This window comes from Altericroceibacterium indicum (genome assembly GCF_009828105.1).
Classification (GTDB): domain Bacteria; phylum Pseudomonadota; class Alphaproteobacteria; order Sphingomonadales; family Sphingomonadaceae; genus Altericroceibacterium; species Altericroceibacterium indicum.
Map to the genome: position 1 here is coordinate 317,074 of NZ_WTYQ01000002.1, position 19,724 is coordinate 336,797.

A 19,724-nucleotide genomic window follows, 5' to 3' on the forward strand; every position below is an offset into this window, starting at 1 on the left:
TAAAGCGGGCCGTCCCATCATCCGGTCTTGTTTACTGGTTATTCTGCCGACCCAAAAAGCGTGGAATGCGCAGAGAGGAGGATTCATCTTCCTCATTGTCATCGCTTTCTGTCTCAACTGCATTGTTGCGAGAGAGATTAGCCATCCGTTCGAACAATGTGCTGCCACCGCCACTTGAGGCAGGCCCTGGCGCAGGATTTTGTGGCGCTGGCTGAGGCGCAGGCTGGGCCCGCGTAGCCGGTGCAGGATTGCCGCCAAACATCGGATGACGGGGGCGGGCCTGATCCGCTTCATTGCCTTCAGGTGCAGTCAGCCTGCCAGAATCGAGCTGCAATTCATCCTCCGGCGTATTGCTATCATCCGGCTCAGCTTCATCTGCCAGCGAAAGATCGAGCAGATCCTCTACATCTTCTTCAACAGCCGGTGTTTCCACAGCCGCGGCACGGCTGGCAGCCTGGCGCTCTTCACTTTCAGCCGAAGGCAATTGCCCCGGAACAGCGATAGAGGGCTTCTTGGGGCCGCGTGATACGGATGTATTTACAGGCTGACTGGCTTTATCTGCCATTTCAACCGTTTGTTCGATCCCGGTAGCTACCACAGAAACGCGAATCTTGCCTTCCAGATCAGGATTAAAGGCTGAACCCCAGATGATGTTGGCATCAGGATCAACCAATTCGCGAATGTGATTGGCTGCTTCGTCCACCTCAAGCAGGCGCATATCTTCGCCGCCGATGATGGAGATGATCACCCCCTTCGCGCCCTGCATCGACACACCGTCGAGCAATGGGTTGGCGATGGCGCGTTCAGCCGCTTCCAGTGCGCGGTTTTCGCCTTCACCTTCGCCCGTGCCCATCATCGCTTTGCCCATTTCACCCATGACGGAGCGAACGTCAGCAAAGTCGAGGTTGATGAGCCCTGGCATCACCATCAGATCAGTGATGGAGCGAACGCCCTGCTGCAACACTTCATCGGCAAGCTGGAAGGCTTCCTTGAAAGTGGTGTCAGCCTGAGCGATCAGGAACAGGTTCTGGTTCGGAATGACGATCAGCGTATCGACGTGCTTTTGCAGCTCTTCAATGCCAGAATCGGCAGCACGCGTGCGGCGTGTGCCTTCGAACAAGAACGGCTTGGTCACCACGCCCACGGTCAGCACACCCATGCGACGGGCGACTTCTGCAATCACCGGCGCAGCACCCGTTCCGGTTCCGCCGCCCATGCCTGCTGCGATGAAGACCATGTTGACGCCTTCCAGCGCACGTTCCAGATCTTCCACTGTTTCTTCAGCGGCGGCACGGCCCACTTCAGGGCGCGCACCTGCGCCAAGACCCTGGGTAATTTCCGGGCCAAGCTGAATACGGTGATCGGCAACAGAGTTGTTCAGCGCCTGCGCATCCGTATTCGCGACAATAAAATCGACGCCTTCGATATTCGCGGCGATCATATTGGCGATTGCGTTGCCCCCGGCCCCGCCAACGCCAATCACCGTGATGCGAGGGCGCAGCTCTTCAACCGATGGTGGGCCGATATTAATGCTCATTCAAGCTCTCCAGGGAGGCAATAAAACTACAGTTGCAATGACTTGTGCCACAAAGCGAATCACACGTGCAAAAGGTAATTGCCGTTTTCCACAGCAGGAAGCCTTTTTGCCGCATCAAAAATACTCTTTCACAGCGCGCATAACCCGGCCGACAAGGCCCCACAGGCCGGTTCCGTCATGGCTTTGCGATCGCTGCCCCATATTACGAATATCTGCTGGTGCTTCAGCAACATAGCATACCAGGCCAACCAATGTCGCAAAACCCGGAGTCGAATGTGCTTCGGGCAGACCTCGCAATTGCGGGGGTTTACCGATTCTTACCGGGCAACCGAGCGAACTTTGCGCATAATCAGCAAGGCCCGCCAATTCTGCACCGCCACCGGTCAACACCACCAATTGCCCTTGCGGGCCAGTGAAGCCCATGGCCTTTAGCGAACGACCAACCTCGCTCATCAGCTTATCAAGCTCGCCAGTGACCACTGAAATAAGCTCCGACCGTGGAATCCTGTTCCGATCATCGGCCCCGCGCGCAATCGGGCCAATACGGTCTTCTCCGGGGCCATTCACTGGAATCATCTCACGGTGGTCTGTCGGACTGGCAATCGCAGAACCTGAAACACATTTCAGACGTTCCGCCTGAAACCGGCGAATACCAAAGGCGGAGGCTATTGCATCGGTGATATCGGTGGAGCCAATCGGGATGGTTTTGAGGCCCACCAGCATTCCACCGACATAGAGCACAACATTGGTGACTTCGGCCCCCAGTTCCACCAGCGCGACCCCCAGATCGCGCTCTTCCGGTGTGAGGCAGGCATAACCCGCCGCCAGCGGCGATGCGATAATGCCATCCACTTCCAGATGCGCACTTTGCACAACCTCAGTGACATTACGCAATGGGGCACCATCGGCCAGCATAACATGGACATCCACTCCCAGCCGCTCTGCATAAAGGCCTTTGGGGTTGGCAACACCATGCAGCCGGTCAATCGTATAGAAGGCCGGTTGGGCATGAAGAACGGTGCGGCCATCGGGCTCCAGCGCGTCTCTTGCCGCCTGAAGCAGCAGGCGAATATCGTCATCTTCAACCTTGCGGCCGCCGATCTCGATTTCCTCATGTTCCGCTTTACTGTCCAGCCCGATGCCGGACAAGCCGACCCAGACCGAAGAAACGCCGGTTTCTGCCAGTTTTTCGGCTCGCTCCACCGCATCGCGGATGGCATAGGTCGCAGCAGACATATCGGTGATATGTCCCCGTTTAATTCCTTGCGCAGCCCGGTGGCCGGACCCAAGAACGATCAGCTCGTCATTCTCGGTGATACCGGCAATGATGGCAGAAATTCGGAACGACCCGATATTGACCGCGCCAATCACGCGCGAGATGCGTTGCTGGCTAGCCAATCACGTGCCCCCCTTCAATTCCAGCGTATCAGCATCGGCCCGCCCCGGAACACGCATATAGATACGTTCAGGCGTACGCATATCAAAAGAGATTACTTTGCCACCCAGCAGGCGGTTTACCCCATCCAGCCGAGCAAAGGAAATCAGCGCGCCTGCGGCCTTCTCTTCTCCCTGCGGCAGAGCCAGCAACTGCCCGGTCTTGAAAGTAAGATTCCACCGGCGATTGCCGACCCATTCAGCACCAGCAACCTGCGGTTTGAGAGCGGGTGCCGTATCGAGCAGATGCGACAAGGCTTCAACCTGATCGTCCGCCCCCGTCCCGCTGATGACCAGCATTCCCTTGGCTTTTGCCGCAGAAACCGGCTCAAGCATATGGCCGGTTGCATCAATCAGCATCAGCCGGTTGGGCAATTTCAACACTGCATGAGGGGTGCGTTCAACAATGTCTATCACCACCGTATCGGGCAATTGGCGCGATACGCGGGCATCTTTAACCCAGGAAAGATCGAGCAATTTCTGGCGCACAGCCTCTATATCAAGCAGCGGCATGGCGCGGTCTTTCTCGCCCAGCACACGCTCATAGACCTTAAGTTCGTTCATGCGCTTCACCCCGCGCACTTCCACCCGCTTCACTTCAAAACCAGCGCTCGCGGCTACATCGGCGATCTTTTGCTGCACCAGCAGGTTCAAGCCAGCCAGGTTCGCCACAAAAAGCGCAAGAGCCACGGCCCCGGCGATAATCAAGGTCAGGAAAATCTGATGCAATTGGTGCTCGGTAAAGGGCAGCACCCGCATCAGCGCATCCAGGAAACTGTTGGTTTGCGCACGCGCTTTGCGGACCTGCCGCTTGGTATCCTGCGCACGCGCCTGCCGGCGGACCCCTTGCGATTTCCGGCTGATCTTCTGGCTCATGAGTCGGGGCTTGCCCCCTCAGGCTTACCGAAGAAGGAAAGCGCATCTGCAATCACAATTTCCACCAGTTCGCCATAAGAAATGCCGCAATGCCGCGCCTGTTCAGGCACAAGGCTGAGCGGCGTCATCCCCGGTTGCGTATTGGTTTCGAGCAGGAACAACCCTTCTTCGCCCCGTTCATCATCCCAGCGGAAATCAGACCGGCTGGTGCCACGGCAACCCAACAAGCGATGCGCCTTCAGGGCATATTCCTTGCACAATTCTGCGATATTGTCGGGAATATGCGCCGGGCAGACATGCTCTGTCATGCCATCGGTATATTTCGCATCGAAATCGTAAAAGCCAGACTTGGGGACAAGTTCAGTCACCATCAGCGCCTGATCGCCCAGCACAGCCGTGGTGAGTTCGCGCCCACGAATATAGGGCTCCGCCAACAGGCTTTCAAAATGCTGCCATGGCCCTTCGGCATCGCGCGCAATTGGATCGCCAAAATTGCTATCCTGCGTGACAATCGCCACGCCAACCGAAGACCCTTCATTGACCGGCTTCAACACATAGGGCCGGGCCAGCGGATCACCGCGATACAGCTCTTCGCTCTTCACCACGCGGCCACCGGGCATGGGCACGCCATGCGGTACCAGCGCCTGCTTGGTCAGTTCCTTGTCAATCGCAATAACGGAAGTGGCAAGGCCCGAATGGGTATAGGGAATGCCCATCAGATCGAGCATACCCTGCACAGTGCCGTCTTCACCCGGCACACCATGGAGGGCATTGAACACCACATCCGGCTTCACTTCGGCAATCCGTGCGGCGACATTGCGGTCCATGTCGATCCGGGTCACGCGGTGCCCGCGCTCTTCCAGCGCATCGGCCACCCCATTGCCGGACATGAGCGAGACAGGCCGTTCATTGGCCCAGCCGCCCATCAGAACAGCAATGTGGAGATCTTTCGGCAATGCTGGGGTGTTGTTCATGGACGTCCTACCCGGTTGATTTCCCATTCCAGCGAAACGCCTTGCGTTTCAGACACCCGGCGGCGAACTTCTTCGCCCAGACCTTCAATGTCACTGCTGGTGGCCTCACCTGTATTGATGAGGAAATTCGTGTGTTTTTCGCTGACCTGTGCACCGCCAAGTTTCAGGCCGCGACATCCGGCCGCATCGACCAAAGCCCATGCCTTGTGGCCAGCTGGGTTCTTGAACGTGGAGCCGCCGGTTTTGGTCCGCAAAGGCTGGCTTTCTTCACGCGCTTGCGCAATCCGGTCCATCTCTGCCCCGATCACTTGCGGATCGCCCGGCGTGCCGCGAAAACGCGCAGATGTCACGATCGCGCCATCGGGCAAGGCCGAGTGGCGATAGGAATATTGCAGATCGCCCGCAGGCAGAACCATAAAGTCCCCGCCCGGCATCAGCACATCGCAATCAATCAGAATATCGGCCACTTCGCGGCCATAAGCTCCGCCATTCATGCGAACAAAGCCGCCCACAGTGCCCGGAATACCGCGCAGGAATTCGAGGCCCGCAATACCAGCATCGCGCGCTTTGGAAGAGACGAGAATACCGCTCGCCCCGCCGCCGCAGCGAAGCACGCAATCGCCCTCTTCGCTGACTTTGGCAAATGTCTTGCCAAGACGGATCACGACGCCCGGAACCCCTCCATCACGGATAATGAGGTTAGACCCAAGGCCCAGCGCCATCACTGGTATGCCCGGTTCCAATTGCTCAAGAAAGTGCATCAGATCGGCCCGGTCAGCAGGTTCAAACAACCAATCCGCCGCGCCGCCTGTTTTGAACCACACCAATTTGGCCAGCGGCGCATTACGAGTCAGCTTACCACGGACATTAGTCGGCATGTCACCATCAGGCGGAAGGGCTTCGCCGGATCCCGGCGCATCACCAACCCCGGTGGGAATATGATCCCCATATTGCATCATGCGGAAAGCTCTTTCCGGCCGGAAATGTCGCAAGCAAGATTGGCCGCCCAGCGGGTAATATCCCCTGCCCCAAGGCAAACAATCAAATCGCCCGGTTCAATCGCAACCGCCAACTGCTCGGCCAGCTCTTCCGGCCCGGCGATCGTTTGCACCGAACGATGCCCACGGTCTTTGAGGCCTTGCACCAGATGTTCTGCATCAACGCCATCAATCGGCGATTCCCCGGCAGCATAGACCGGTGTCACGAAGACCTTATCCGCATCGTTGAACGAAGTCTGAAATTCATCCATCAAATCACGCAAACGCGTGAAGCGATGGGGCTGCATCACGGCAATCACCCGGTTGGTCGACGATTCCCTCGCGGCCGCAAGCACAGCACGAATTTCCACCGGGTGATGCGCGTAATCGTCAATCACCGTCGCGCCTGCCACTTCACCCACACGGGTAAAGCGCCGGCGCACGCCGCTGAATTTGCCAAAACCGGTGCGGATCGTATCTTCTGCGCAGCCCATTTCCAGCGCCACAGCCACAGCAGCAAGCGCATTCTGGACATTGTGGCGACCCGGCATCGGCAGATCGATATTCTCAATCCGCCGCAAAGTGCCATCGCGTTCCCGAATAACCGCATCAAACAGATTGCCGCCCACATGCGGGCGCACATTATCGCCACGCACATCGGCTTGCGCTGAAAAACCATAGGTCACAACACGGCGGTCCCGAATTTTCGAGATCAGGCCCTGCACTTCCGGGTGGTCGATACACAGCATCGCCGCACCATAGAAGGGCACATTTTCGATGAATTCGACGAAGCACTGCTTCACCTTTTCGAAGGAGCCGTAATGATCGAGATGTTCGGGGTCGATATTGGTGACGATCGCAATGGTGCCATCAAGCCGCAAAAAGCTGCCATCGCTTTCATCGGCCTCCACCACCATCCAGTCACTATCACCAAGCCGCGCATTGGAGCCGTAGCTTTCAATGATCCCGCCATTAATAACCGTGGGGTCCACCCCGCCAGCATCCAGCAGCGCCGCCACCATCGATGTGGTGGTGGTTTTGCCATGCGTGCCAGCTACGGCCACGGTACTTTTCAAGCGCATCAGCTCAGCCAGCATTTCTGCCCGGCGCACCACAGGAATACGGCCTTCCAGCGCTGCGGCCACTTCGGGGTTATCGCGCTTCACGGCGGTAGAGGTCACCACCACGGCCACCCCATCCACATTATCCTTGGCATGGCCGATATAGATCGGAATGCCGCGCTGGCGCAGGCGCTGAACGCTCGCCCCTTCAGCAATATCTGATCCTTGAACGCTATAGCCAAGGTTGTGCATCACTTCGGCAATACCGGACATGCCGATACCGCCAATGCCCACAAAGTGAATCGTGCCAATATCTGTGGCTACGCCCTTCATTCGGACATCTCCTGAGTTGCGACGGCACCGCTAGGGCTGCCTTGCGTCGCTGTTTTTCCTGTGTTCACGCGGATCACATCCTGAATGGGCGCCCCGCCAAAGCTCTCCACCAGATCAGCCAGCTTCTCCGCCGCATCCGGGCGGCCACAATTCCATGCAGCATGGGCTGCATTGGCCAGCGTTTCAGGATGCTGAGCCAGCGCCTGAATCTGCTTGGCCAGTTCCTTGGCAGTAAAATTGGGCTGGCGGATTGCACGGGCACCACCCGCCTTCACAATCTCGCGCGTGTTTGCCGCCTGATGGTCATCGGTTGCAATGGGCAGCGGAATGAGAATAGCCGGACGCCCGACAGCAGTCAGTTCGGAAATGGTCGAGGCCCCTGCCCGGCCAATAAACAGATGGGCGTCTGCCAGCCGCGCTTCCATATCTTCGAAATATGTCGCCAACTCTGCCGGAATTTCATGGCTGGCATAACGCTTGCGCACCGCTTCCAGATCTTCCGGGCGGCATTGCTGCGTAATTTGCAGACGCGCGCGCAGGGCAGGCGGCAACATCGCCAGACCATCAGGCACCACTTCAGACAATACGCGCGCGCCTTGGCTCCCGCCCGTCACCAGAACGCGCAGCAAGCCGCCATCGATGAAAGGCGGGAACGGTTCTTCGCGCAATGCCAGCACCGCAGGGCGCACCGGATTGCCCACCAGTTCGACCTTGCCTGCATATTGCGGCTTCAAGCGGTCCACTTCGGGATAGGATGTGGCAATAGCATTGACCTTGCCTGCCAGCAACCGGTTCACCCGGCCCAGCACGGCATTCTGTTCGTGAATCACGCTTGGCAGACCAGCCGAGCTAGCGGCCAAAAGCGCAGGCAAAGCCGGATAGCCACCAAAGCCCACCAGCGCGCTTGGCTGAAAACTATCAAACAGGCGCAGCGCCATGCGCCGACCTTCCATCACTGCTGAAATACCCTGAGGCCATTTCAGCGGGTTCTTGCCGAAGCGCCCCGCTGGCAGAATATGGGCTGTGAGGAAATCCGGCTTACCGGGAATTTCCGCCCCGCGCCGATCCGTGATCAGTTCGACATGATGGCCGCGCCGATCCAGTTCATAGGCCAGCGCAAAAGCAGGTGTCAGATGGCCACCTGTCCCGCCAGCGGCGAGAACATAATGTTTCGTTGCACGAGTCATGCAGCAGGTCTCTTTTCCAAGGCGCCACGCAGCGAGAATTTAGCGCGGCTCAGGAAGGGATTGCGCCGTGTCACCGCCAGAAGCAAGCCGATGGTGAAGCATTGCGCGATAGTGGATGACCCCCCGTAGCTCACGAGGGGCAAAGTCATGCCCTTAGAAGGGAAAAGCTGCAAATTCACGAGGATATTGATGAATGCCTGCCCGCCAAACAATGTGATGAGACCAGATGCAGCCAAAATGGTAAACAAATCATCTTCATCAAATAACCGCATGAGCACCCTGAGGACAATGGCCAGATAAACGAGCACTACCAGACCGCAAATCAGCAGGCCAAATTCCTCCCCGATGACGGAAAAGATATAGTCTGTATGCGCCTCAGGCAGGCTCATCTTGCGAATACCGAGCCATAAACCGCTGCCGGTCCAGCCGCCAGCCATGAGCGTGCGGCGGGCAAGGTCCACCTGATCGTAAGCCGTGCCGCCGCCAAGGAAGGCATCGATACGGTGCCGGGCATTGTCGTAAAACATATAGGCTGTAGCGAGCAGCGCCACGCCGCCACCGCCCAACCAGACAATGCCCTGCATCGGCAGGCCCGCCAGCATCACCATGACCAGCCAGCAGCCCACAAACAGGATCGTGTCACCCAGATTAGGCTGCATCATCATGAAAGCGCAAACGACTGTCAGCAAAGCGCCGCTGATCATGATGACCGGCAAGTTAGGGTCACGCATCCGCCAGGACAATATCCAGGCCGTAGCGATGGCAAAGGCTGGCTTTAAGAATTCGCTCGGCTGAAAGCGGATACCGAAATTCAGCCAACGTTTGGCACCATTCACTTCGACCCCGATAAAGGGCACCAGAAACAGCGCCAGAACCATTGCCGCGCATAGCAAAATGGACATCCGCCGCGCCCATTCACGCGGAAACATGGACACGCCCAGCATCACCAGAATGGCCAGAAACTGCCAGCGCAGGTGATACCAGAAGAAATAGAGGTCCCCGAGATCGGTATGCGAGGTGGACAGGCGGCGTGCACTGGCAGGCGATGCCGCGGCAACCGCCACAGACCCGATGAGCATTAGCGCGAGGACCAACCCTAACAAAACCCGGTCGACTTCACGCCACCAGATTTTGAGCATTGTCTTACGGTTTTGCGGGAATTTAGGTCTGGCCGAAGAAGGTTCACCCGCGCGGGGGATATAGGGACGGGCCGTGGTCATGTTTTCGGCCTGCCAGTCAATCTGCAGATGCCTTCTTCATCTTCGGCTAGATTTTCGACAATGGCGCGGAATGTATCGCCGCGCACTTCATAATCGCGGAACTGATCGAAACTGGCGCAGGCCGGTGAGAATAGAACAACATCGCCGGGCCTGGCTGCTGCCTTGGCACGGTGAACAGCTTCAAACAGCATTTCACAGCGTTCAACATGCATCACCGGTTCAAGCAGATGGGCAAAATGCGGGCCAGCTTCACCTATCGTGTAAGCAGCCACCACATTACCAAAGGCAGGCGCACATTCATCCAGACTGTCTGACTTGGGCAAGCCGCCACAAATCCAGTGAATCCGCCGTTCTGGTGCAGGGGGAAAGGCTGCCAGCGCTGGCGCAGTGGAGGCGGGATTGGTGGCTTTGCTATCGTTGATATAAAGGACACCGTCATATTCGCCCAGCCGCTCCATCCGATGATGAAGGCCACAAAAGCTCGCAAGGCCTTGGGATATCTGTTCATCAGACAGGCCACACTCGCGCGCCAGAGAAATCGCGATCATGGCATTTTGAAAATTATGCGGTCCCTGAAGTGACGGCCAGTTCTGTTGCAGATCAGCCCAACCTTCTGGTGACACACACACAGCACGGCCTCGCTTCCGGCGTGCGGTTTCGGCTTGTTGTACGGCGCAGGTTTCAGCATCGGCACAACCGAACACCGCAAATTGGTCTGCCTGTTGCATAGCGAACAGCCGGGCCTTGCTGGCTGCATATCCGGCAAAACCATCATAGCGATCAAGGTGATCGGGTGAGATATTGGTCAGTGCTGCGGCATCGCAGGCCAGCGTTTGGGTCAGGTCAATCTGATAACTCGAAAGCTCCAGTACATAGACTCCTGCCCCTTGCGCATTAGGCTCCAGCGGGTGCTGTCCCAGAATCGGCAGGCCAATATTCCCGCCCATCCGCACCGGAACATCGGCTTGCTCAAACAAATGATGAACCAGTGCGGTGGTGGTGGATTTGCCGTTGGTCCCGGTAATCCCGATCACCCGATGTTCCGGCAGATCAGCGCGGGCCTGCGCAAACAGTTCAATGTCCCCGATCACCGGAACACCGGCAGCGCGGGCTTTCCCAACAATCGGATGAATGTTGAGTGGCACACCTGGGGACACGATCACCGCGTCAAAGGATGTAAGGTCGATTTCCAGCGGATCGGCCAATGTCGCACGGCCCGCCACCTGATCACGCGCATTGTCTTGCCGGTCCCATGCAGTAACACTCGCTCCGCTGGCCAGAAGCGCCTCCACAACGGCCAGCCCGGATCGCGCGAGCCCGAGGACCGCGTAATTCTTATCCGAAAAGGCAGGTGATGTGATCACTGGCGCTGCTTACCTCAGTTTCAATGTCGCAAGGCCGATAATGGCCAAAACGATCGACACAATCCAGAAGCGGATCACGACTGTGCTTTCAGCCCAGCCAAGCTGTTCAAAATGATGATGAATGGGGGCCATGCGGAACACCCGCTTGCCGGTCCGCTTAAAGAAGAAGACCTGAATAATCACCGAAGCCGCTTCCAGAACAAACAGACCGCCAACAATTGCCAGCACGATTTCATGATGCGCGGCCACGGCGATAGCGCCCAGGGCACCGCCCAGGGCAAGGCTGCCCGTGTCGCCCATGAACACGGCGGCGGGTGGCGCGTTAAACCACAGGAAAGCAAGCCCTGCTCCCATGATGCCAGCGCACAGAATAGCCAGTTCCCCCGCACCCGGAACATAAGGGATACCGAGGTAGGCGGAATAATCGACCCGGCCCACAAGATAGCAAATAATCGCAAAAGTGCCCGCTGCGATGATAACCGGCATGGTGGCCAGCCCGTCCAGCCCGTCAGTCAGATTCACCGCATTGCCGGCACCCACGATCACAACCGCTGCAAAAATATAATAAAACGGCCCCAGCGGAATGGCACGGTCCGAGAAGAATGGCACATAGAGATTGGTGCTGAGTTGGCTGACAATGATCCACGAAGCGATGCCGGCCACGATAAATTCCAGCAACAATCGCACTTTGCCTGAAACGCCTTTGTGGCTGGCCTTCGTCACCTTATCGAGATCATCCATAAAGCCGATCAACCCGAAACCCAGCGTTACCGCGATACAGGCCCAGACGAAAGGATTGGCCAGGTCCATCCACAGAAGCATGGAAATGGTCAGCGAAATGAGAATCATCAATCCGCCCATGGTGGGCGTCCCCCGCTTGGCGAGGTGCGTTTTGGGGCCATCTTCACGAATCGGCTGGCCCTTACCCTGCCGAATACGCAGCATATTGATGAAGCGCGGGCCAATCACGAGACCGATCAGCAAAGCGGTCAGCAAAGCTGCGCCGGTGCGGAAGGTCTGATACCGGATAAGGTTCAGAACGCCTTCAAAACCAACCCATTGTGCAAGATAATAGAGCATTAGTTTTCCCTGGCGGTGAAGTGCGCAACAACGCGCCCCAGCCCCACCGAATTCGATCCTTTGACGAGAACGGCATCACCAGCAAGGAGACCAAATTCCTCCAATGCTGCAATAGCTTCGCCCGGTCCGGCGCAATGGGCAAAGGGAATGACCTTGCCAAGCGCCTTTTGTGCATTGTGGTCTAATTCCCGCGCGAGGGCCGTCATTTCGTCACCAACCAGCACGGCGAAATCCACTCCAGCTTCCAGCAGCGGTTCTGCCAACTGCGCGTGGAAGCCTTCAGCGAAATCTCCAAGCTCCTTCATAGACCCAAGAACTGCGATACGGCGCGATGCGGGCGTCTGCCCCAATTGCGCCAGAGTGGCCCGCATGGAAGCCGGATTGGCGTTGTAACTTTCGTCTATGAACAAGGCATGGCCACCGGGGGCATGAACCTTATGCCGCGCGCCACGCCCTTTGAGGCCGCCCATTTCGGACAGTGCCAGCCCGGCTGCACCCAGATCACCACCGGCCGCCTTCACCGCGCCCATCACCGCAAGCGAATTGGAAATCCAGTGATCACCCGGTTCCGCCACACCGTAGCACAGGCGTTCATCACCGAGCGCCACGGTGACAAGAGAACCGCCATTGGCCGCTGGGATAGCATCAAGCAGGCGAATATCGGCATCACGTGAGCGGCCAAAGCTCAGAACTTTTGCGCCACAGCCAAGCGCTGCATTGCGCAAACGTTCAAAATGGACACTGTCTGCCGGGATCACCGCTGTACCGCCCTGGACGATGCCAGCGAAGATTTCCGCCTTGGCATCGGCAATCGCTTCTTCAGAGCCAAGATTTTCAATATGAGCGGGAGCGATGGTGGTGATGACCGCCACATTGGGGCGCACCTGCGCAGTCAATCCGGCAATCTCACCCTTGTGATTCATCCCCATTTCAAAAATGCCATAACGGCTGCGTGCGGGCATCCGTGCGAGGCTCAAAGGTACACCGACATGGTTGTTATAACTGCGGATGGAGCGATGGGCCGCGCCCCGGCTGGAACGCTCAAGCGCCGCGAAAATCGCTTCCTTCACCCCCGTCTTGCCGACAGAGCCGGTCACACCAATAATTTGCCCGCGAACCCGTGCCCGCGCTGCGGCTGCGAGCTTTTCCAAGGCGGCATTGGTATCGCTGACAAGGATATGTGGCCAGTCAATCGGACGATCAACAATTGCGGCTGTAGCCCCATTGGCGAAGGCTTTATCAAGAAAGCGGTGCCCATCCATGGATTCACCGCGCAATGCGAAGAACAGATCACCAGGGCTGACATCACGGCTGTCAATTTCGACGCCCGAAACACGGAAACTGCCGCTGGCCACACCATCCACCGCAGTCGCAAGAGAGGGTGCATCCCACAGGCTGATCGGCAACGCATCGCGTTTGCGCTGCGGCCAATGGAGAACCTGTCGGACAGCGCTCATGCGTTAACCCCCGCCTGCGCTGCGCATTCACGCGCTACGCTTACATCGTCAAATGGCAGCACTTTTGTTGCCTCCCCTGAGCCGATGATCTGGCCCTGCTCGTGCCCCTTGCCTGCAATCAGGACAATATCTTGAGGGCCAGCTTGGCGGATTGCGGCGGAAATGGCTTCCCTGCGATCGCCGATTTCCACAGCTTCGGGTGCGCCTTCAAGCACTTGCGCGCGAATTGCGGCCGGATCTTCACCACGCGGGTTGTCATCAGTGACGATCACCACATCCGCCAGTTCAGCCGCCACGCTGCCCATCGGCGCGCGCTTTCCATTGTCCCGGTCCCCGCCTGCACCAAAGGCCACGATGAGCTTGCCTGCAACATGCGGGCGCAAGGCTTCAATGGCTGCGCCAAGCGCATCAGGCGTATGGGCATAATCGACATAGACCGGTGCGCCGACGGCAGTAATCACCGCGCGCTCCAACCGTCCACGCACCGGCTGCAAACGGCCCAGCGCATCAAATACCCGCACCGGATCGCTGCCAGTAGCAATCGCCAGACCCGCCGCAACCAGCGCATTGGAAACCTGATAGGCACCGATGAGCGAAAGCTTCACCTTGCGCTCAACACCATCAAAGCTGAGGGTCAATTCCTGACCCAATTGCCCCGCCTGCCGATCAAGCAGGCGAATGCTCTCGCCCTGCTGGCCGACAGTAAAAGCCTGCAATCCGCGTTGCTGTGCACGGGCAATAGCCCTAGCAGACCAAGCATCATCGGCCCAGATGACTGCCACACCATCATCCACGACCACTTCATCAAACAAGCGCATCTTGGCTGCGAAATAATCATCCATATCGGCATGATAATCGAGATGATCGCGGCTAAGATTGGTGAAAGCACCAGCCTTTACGGGCAGCCCTTCATTGCGGAACTGGGACAGACCGTGACTTGATGCTTCATAGGCGACATGGCTCACCCCTTCACGGGCAAGGCCCGTCATATTGGACAAAAAGGTCACAATATCGGGCGTGGTGAGGCCGGTAGAAACGCTTTCATCCGGTGTTGTCACACCCAGCGTGCCAATGGACGCCGCACGTTCCCCAGTCATCCGCCAGATCTGACGGGTCATTTCGGCGGTGGAGGTTTTGCCGTTGGTTCCGGTCACCGCCACAATCGTTTCAGGCACCGGGCGGAAAAACTGTGCGGCAAGCAATGCAAACGCCCGGCGCGGCTCGTCATCGGCAATGTGCAGCGCGCCTTCGACTTTGGCTTCAGGCCGCGCAACGATGGCAATGGCCCCGGCAGCAATAGCGGCAGGAATGAAATCCTCGCCATTTACCTTGGCACCCTGAAATGCGCCGAATACTGTGCCGGGGGCAACCTTGCGGTTATCGATAGCGAATCCCGTTACCTGCTGATCCAGATGTTCTTCGCTATTGCGCCCTACGGATTGCAACAGTTTCGCCAGCTTCATTACTCACCTCCATGCACCAACGGCCTCAGATCGGAGAGGTCAATATCGCGTGAACTGTCAGGCTTCACCCCCAGCATAGGACCAATTCGGGGGACAAGTCGTCCAACGATAGGTGCTGCGTTCCATGCAGCCGTACGCTGATAGGAGCTGGCCTGCGTGCCTTTGGGCTCATCCAGCATGGCAATCACGACATAGCGCGGCTTATCCATCGGGAAGGCTGCGGCGAAGGTCGAAACCAGCGTATGATGGCGATAACCGCCATTGCCCGGCTTTTCCGCCGACCCGGTTTTACCGCCCACACGAAAGCCCGGCGCATCCGCATTCCGGCCCGTGCCAAACACCGCAATCATGCGGAGTAATTGATTCATTCGAGCGCTAGTGCTCGCCTTGAACACCCGGCGGCCACGTGGTGCCTCGCCCGGCCCAAGCTTGTGCAAAGTCGCCGGCCGCCAGATTCCGCCATTGACCATTGCCGCATAGGCCGAAGCCAGATGCAGTGGCGTCACCGCAATACCATGGCCATAGCTGACCGTCATACCGCGCAACCGGCCCCAGTCGCTTTTCTGCCAGATCGGAAAGCCCCGAGCCGGAAGTTCGATATAGGGCCGTTCATTCATACCAAGGTCCGCCATTGTCTTCTTCAAACGCTTGGGGCCCAGTTCATCCGCAATTTGCGCGGTGACGATGTTGGACGAATGAATCAGCGCTTCAGGCACGTTCAACGTGTCCCCCATCGGGTGGCTATCCCGAATGTGGAAGCCGCCAATCGCAATGGGCTTGCGCGATTGATAGCGTTTGGACAGATCCGTCACCACACCAGCATCAATCGCTGCTGCCACGCTCAAAGGCTTGAAGGTCGAACCCAGTTCGTAAACTTGGTTAGTCACCCGGTTGAACATGTTCTTTTCACCTGCCGCATCGATCTTGTTGGGATCAAATTCCGGCAGCGAGGCCAGTGCCATCACCTCGCCCGTATCGACATCAAGCACAATGCCAGCAGCACCCACGGCATCCACCATCAGCATCCCGCGCCGCAATTCATCTTCGAGCGCGCCCTGCACCCGCATGTCGATGGAAAGCTTTTGCGGTGTACCGCGAGTGGCCGGATCGGTCAGCACTTTGTCGAGCACCTGCTCCATGCCTACACGGCCATGCCCATCGGCCGCGACATAGCCAAGGACATGGGCCGCCATATTACCTTGCGGATAATAGCGGTCTGTTTCCTGCGGCAATTCCAGTGCGACTTCGCCAATTTCATGCACCTGATTGGCTTCTTCAGGCAAAACTCGGCGGCGCAGATAACCCGCTTTTCCTTTGGCGAGCTGTTCCGCAACTTGCTTTTCATCAAGGTCGGGGAAAATTGCTTTCAGCCTCGCAGCCACTTTCTCGGGCGACTTGACCAGTGGAGAGCCACTGTCGCCCATGGCCTTGGGATTATACCACAGCGCATAGGCTGGAAAGGCACGGGCAAGCGGAGCCCCGTTCCGGTCGGTAATCTCCCCGCGCGAAGGGAGCAGCGCTTCTGCCAGAGAGCGAGTCTGCGGCGCAGGCTGCACAAAGCCAATATAGGTTAAACGCAAAAGGGCCGCCAAAGCGACCAGCGTAAACCCGGCGATGACCAGCAACAGCCGCAAGCGGGCCGTCAGCAGCGAATGCTGTCTGATATGAACGAGCTGCCCTCGTCCTTTGCTCAAAGCAGCACTCGCTGTGAGTGAGGTCATTCAGTACCACCCCCCGCTACAGCCCCCAATGCAATCCGCATCGGGCCACCACCAAGGCGCGCGCCTGAACGTCCGCTATGTGCCGAACCGCCGGTTTCAACCAAAGCTTCATCCAGCGGCTTGCCGGTCAGCGGTGAAACGAATTGTGGAAATGGCGGGGCTCCATTGGCATCGCCATTGCGGGCAACGCGGATCGGCTCTGGCGCGCCGACAGCACGCGGCGTGCCCAGACTTGCCAACTGGCGCTCATTCTCAATGAACTGAGCGGAATCAGGCGCACGGTAGCCAAATTCCAACCGATTCCAATTGGCCAGTTGCTGCTGGCTGGAACGGGTTTCAAATTCGGTTTCGAGCAGCATCTTGGAGTTTTCAAGCCCCACAATCTGACGTTCCGCGCGCACGACATCGCTTCTCACCGCATGGACCTTCAAATGCAGCATGAGGTAAAGCCCCGTACACAGGGCGAGAGCGGCGATCCAGCCAATACGGCGAATGCGGCTTTGCGGTGTCATACGACCTCCCTTAATGGTGCTGAGGTGCGGCGGGCGCTGCGCAAAGTGGCAGAGCGCGAACGTGGGTTTCTATCGATTTCCTGATCCGTGGCGCGGATGGCCTTGGACACATCTGAGAACACGGCATTATTCTGATCCGGCATTAGCGGCATGTGGCGCGACCCCCGCGCATTGCCGCCGGACGCTTCGCGCAAAAACCGCTTTACGATCCGATCTTCCAGACTGTGAAAGCTCACAACGGCGAGCCGCCCTTCGGGGCAGAGCAAACGTTCCGCCGCACGCAGACCTGCATCGAGCTCTTCCAGCTCTGCATTCACATGAATACGCACAGCCTGAAAGCTGCGTGTAGCCGGATCTTTGGGCGCTCCGGGGCGATAACCAAGAGCCTTGCGCACCACATGAGCAAATTGCGCGGTCGTTTCCAGTGGACGTGCGGCCACAACCGCGCGGGCAACGCGGCGGGACTGGCGTTCTTCCCCATATTGGAACAGCACATCGGCGATGTCGCTCTCATCGGCTGTATTCAGGAAATCGGCAGCGCTATCGCCTTCCTGGCTCATGCGCATATCCAGCGGCCCATCCTGCGAAAAGGCAAAGCCACGCCCAGCCTGATCGAGCTGCATGGAAGACACGCCAATATCCATGGTCAGGCCATCCACCCGTTCAACTCCGGCTTCGCCAAGGCTTTCAACCATTTCAGAGAAGCGACGTGCATGGAGAACAAGGCGCGGTGGATTCTCCTGTGTTTCAGCCCATTCGCGGCCAGCAGAAATAGCATCGGGATCGCGATCAAATGCGTGAACGGTTGCGCCTGTATCCAGCAATGCACGGGTGTAACCACCGGCACCGAAGGTCGCATCGACCATCACTTCGCCGGGCTGCGGCGCAAGTGCAGCGATCACTTCATCAAGCAGCACCGGAATATGGGGAGCATTCATGCCTTTTTCCCCTTTGTTTCATTTTCGATTTCGAGTTGACGACAGGCCGCTTGCGCAGGCTCCCAGCCTTCACCCATCTTGTAGAGTTCTACCGGGCTCCACAGCATGAAGAAGCTGCCAGCACCCTGAAAGAACACGCCTTTTTCTAGGCAGCCGAGTTCCGTCAAATGATCGGGCATCACAAAACGGCCGCTGGCATCAAAAGGAAGCTGGGAAAAGCCGTAAAGCTGCATCGCCCGCAGATCGCGGTCAAAATCACGACCAAGGCGCAGAGCACGCTCTTCTTCACGATCAATCTGGATTTCAAGTTCGCCCCGGCGGCTAAGGCCAAAGCCAGTCAGGCAATTCCAGCGTTCATGCTTGGCAATGCACAGAATGCGGCCACCGCTAGATTCGGTGACAGGCTTACGAAACGCTGGCGGCAGAACATAGCGGCTCTTTTCGCCGCGAAGCGAAAAAGCTTGTCCACTATATCCAATTGGCTGCGTCTCGGCCACTGAGCCAGCGCCCCCGTTTCACCCTGTTTAAACACCATCGGCACAAGCCCCCTCGCAAGGCGCGTGCAACCGCACGGCCAAACACTCAATTCAAAGAGCGCATGCCAGGAAACTTACCCGATAGAGCAAGTCTTAACCCGTGAAAGGGCGGGATGGAAGGGGAAAACAGGGGATTTTCGGGGATAGCATTTTAAATCATTGTTTTTAAACGAATTTAGATAGAATACCTGCTCTATAATACTTAACGAAATCCTGCCGGAAAATGGTGGTTTTCTCTTATTTTCCGGTAAGATGCGGCGGGGTGATTCCACCCTGTCCCGCATTTTCCCCGAAATCACACAAAACTATGACCTAATCCCGTGATTTCCCCAGGTCGCGAGTGGCATAGGCCCAATGCATCAGGAAACGCAGATCATCCGCCACAGAATCTGTGAGCGGGTCGGGATTCAGCAACGCCGCATCCGCCAAAATCATCGCACGTCCTGCGCCAATCTGGCAATCGGCAAGCAATCCGCTGAAGCGCAGTTTGCATTCAGCACCCGAAGCGGCTGTCTGCAGGGCAAAAGACCCAGCCAATTGCACCGGAAGCGAAACCCCCGCATCCTCATCGGATTGAACGCCAGAGGATTGGCTTTCATCAAATGAGAGCGAAAGCCCCCAATGCTGCAAGATGGGTGAAAGCAATATCACGTCCTGAGGTCGCCGCCGGTCGCCAATCGGATAATTCGAATGGCCCGTCATCATCGGATCAGCGAATATGAGCACATGCCCACCGTCCCTCACCCAATCATCCAGCGCTACATTCTCTGACGGGGAAAGTGCCCGCGGTTGAGCAAGCAGGAGGTTATGCTGCTTAGACAGCACCTCTGCATCGAGCAGGCTGACAGGCTCAAGCTCATAAGTCTCTTCCAGCACGGCCCTCGCCCAATGTGGCTCAGCAGTGCCGTTGATCACGTCAGCCAGATCTGCTGCCTCTCCCCAATAAATGGGAATAGTCCCCATCAGGGCCAGCTTCTCATGCTGAGGTTGAGAAGAGGCAGCTTCCGCCGCAGCAGCATTCGCCATCCCCGCAGTCCCAAGCAGAGCAATAAGC

The 19,724-nt window shown here is 57.7% G+C and carries 17 protein-coding genes; all 17 read right to left on the bottom strand.

Annotated features, from left to right (window positions below; genetic code table 11):
* Positions 1-31: 31 nt before the first annotated feature.
* A complete protein-coding gene (gene ftsZ / locus GRI39_RS06365) occupies positions 32-1,537 on the bottom strand; it encodes a cell division protein FtsZ (protein WP_160738868.1) in 1,506 nt (501 codons plus the stop codon).
* 114 nt (positions 1,538-1,651) lie between these two features.
* Positions 1,652-2,935 carry a cell division protein FtsA gene (gene ftsA, locus GRI39_RS06370; protein WP_160738869.1) on the bottom strand — a complete coding sequence of 428 codons (1,284 nt, stop codon included), beginning with the start codon at positions 2,933-2,935 and terminating at the stop codon, positions 1,652-1,654.
* Positions 2,936-3,847: a cell division protein FtsQ/DivIB gene (locus GRI39_RS06375; RefSeq protein WP_160738870.1), complete on the bottom strand. Its 912-nt coding sequence runs from the start codon at positions 3,845-3,847 to the stop codon at positions 2,936-2,938.
* A complete protein-coding gene (locus tag GRI39_RS06380) occupies positions 3,844-4,821 on the bottom strand; it encodes a D-alanine--D-alanine ligase (protein WP_160738871.1) in 978 nt (325 codons plus the stop codon). Before GRI39_RS06380 ends, GRI39_RS06375 begins: the two co-directional genes overlap by 4 nt.
* On the bottom strand, positions 4,818-5,699 hold the full coding sequence (murB, locus tag GRI39_RS06385; protein ID WP_160739235.1) for a UDP-N-acetylmuramate dehydrogenase: 882 nt from the start codon (positions 5,697-5,699) through the stop codon (positions 4,818-4,820). The genes GRI39_RS06380 and murB overlap by 4 nt, the downstream gene beginning before the upstream one ends.
* Before the next feature lie 77 nt (positions 5,700-5,776).
* Positions 5,777-7,192, bottom strand: a complete 1,416-nt coding sequence (murC, locus tag GRI39_RS06390; RefSeq protein WP_160738872.1) for a UDP-N-acetylmuramate--L-alanine ligase — start codon at positions 7,190-7,192, stop codon at positions 5,777-5,779.
* Positions 7,189-8,379: an undecaprenyldiphospho-muramoylpentapeptide beta-N-acetylglucosaminyltransferase gene (murG, locus tag GRI39_RS06395; RefSeq protein WP_160738873.1), complete on the bottom strand. Its 1,191-nt coding sequence runs from the start codon at positions 8,377-8,379 to the stop codon at positions 7,189-7,191. The genes murC and murG overlap by 4 nt, the downstream gene beginning before the upstream one ends.
* The gene (locus GRI39_RS06400) at positions 8,376-9,599 is read right to left on the bottom strand and encodes an FtsW/RodA/SpoVE family cell cycle protein (protein WP_160738874.1); all 1,224 of its coding nucleotides are present in this window, start codon (positions 9,597-9,599) and stop codon (positions 8,376-8,378) included. The genes murG and GRI39_RS06400 overlap by 4 nt, the downstream gene beginning before the upstream one ends.
* The gene (gene murD, locus GRI39_RS06405) at positions 9,596-10,963 is read right to left on the bottom strand and encodes a UDP-N-acetylmuramoyl-L-alanine--D-glutamate ligase (RefSeq protein ID WP_160738875.1); all 1,368 of its coding nucleotides are present in this window, start codon (positions 10,961-10,963) and stop codon (positions 9,596-9,598) included. The genes GRI39_RS06400 and murD overlap by 4 nt, the downstream gene beginning before the upstream one ends.
* 9 nt (positions 10,964-10,972) lie before the next feature.
* Positions 10,973-12,043: a phospho-N-acetylmuramoyl-pentapeptide-transferase gene (gene mraY / locus GRI39_RS06410; RefSeq protein WP_160738876.1), complete on the bottom strand. Its 1,071-nt coding sequence runs from the start codon at positions 12,041-12,043 to the stop codon at positions 10,973-10,975.
* Entirely contained in the window at positions 12,043-13,500 is a 1,458-nt protein-coding gene (locus GRI39_RS06415) for a UDP-N-acetylmuramoyl-tripeptide--D-alanyl-D-alanine ligase (RefSeq protein WP_160738877.1), read from the bottom strand. Before GRI39_RS06415 ends, mraY begins: the two co-directional genes overlap by 1 nt.
* The gene (locus tag GRI39_RS06420) at positions 13,497-14,963 is read right to left on the bottom strand and encodes a UDP-N-acetylmuramoyl-L-alanyl-D-glutamate--2,6-diaminopimelate ligase (RefSeq protein ID WP_160738878.1); all 1,467 of its coding nucleotides are present in this window, start codon (positions 14,961-14,963) and stop codon (positions 13,497-13,499) included. The genes GRI39_RS06415 and GRI39_RS06420 overlap by 4 nt, the downstream gene beginning before the upstream one ends.
* Positions 14,963-16,684, bottom strand: a complete 1,722-nt coding sequence (locus GRI39_RS06425; RefSeq protein WP_160738879.1) for a peptidoglycan D,D-transpeptidase FtsI family protein — start codon at positions 16,682-16,684, stop codon at positions 14,963-14,965. The genes GRI39_RS06420 and GRI39_RS06425 overlap by 1 nt, the downstream gene beginning before the upstream one ends.
* The gene (locus tag GRI39_RS06430; RefSeq protein WP_160738880.1) at positions 16,681-17,196 is read right to left on the bottom strand and encodes a hypothetical protein; all 516 of its coding nucleotides are present in this window, start codon (positions 17,194-17,196) and stop codon (positions 16,681-16,683) included. Before GRI39_RS06430 ends, GRI39_RS06425 begins: the two co-directional genes overlap by 4 nt.
* Positions 17,193-18,134, bottom strand: a complete 942-nt coding sequence (gene rsmH, locus GRI39_RS06435; protein WP_160738881.1) for a 16S rRNA (cytosine(1402)-N(4))-methyltransferase RsmH — start codon at positions 18,132-18,134, stop codon at positions 17,193-17,195. The genes GRI39_RS06430 and rsmH overlap by 4 nt, the downstream gene beginning before the upstream one ends.
* Complete coding sequence (locus GRI39_RS06440) at positions 18,131-18,631, bottom strand: division/cell wall cluster transcriptional repressor MraZ (protein WP_343033303.1); 501 nt, start codon at positions 18,629-18,631, stop codon at positions 18,131-18,133. The genes rsmH and GRI39_RS06440 overlap by 4 nt, the downstream gene beginning before the upstream one ends.
* Before the next feature lie 351 nt (positions 18,632-18,982).
* The gene (locus tag GRI39_RS06445; RefSeq protein ID WP_160738882.1) at positions 18,983-19,696 is read right to left on the bottom strand and encodes a Gldg family protein; all 714 of its coding nucleotides are present in this window, start codon (positions 19,694-19,696) and stop codon (positions 18,983-18,985) included.
* Between the last annotated feature and the right edge of the window lie 28 nt (positions 19,697-19,724).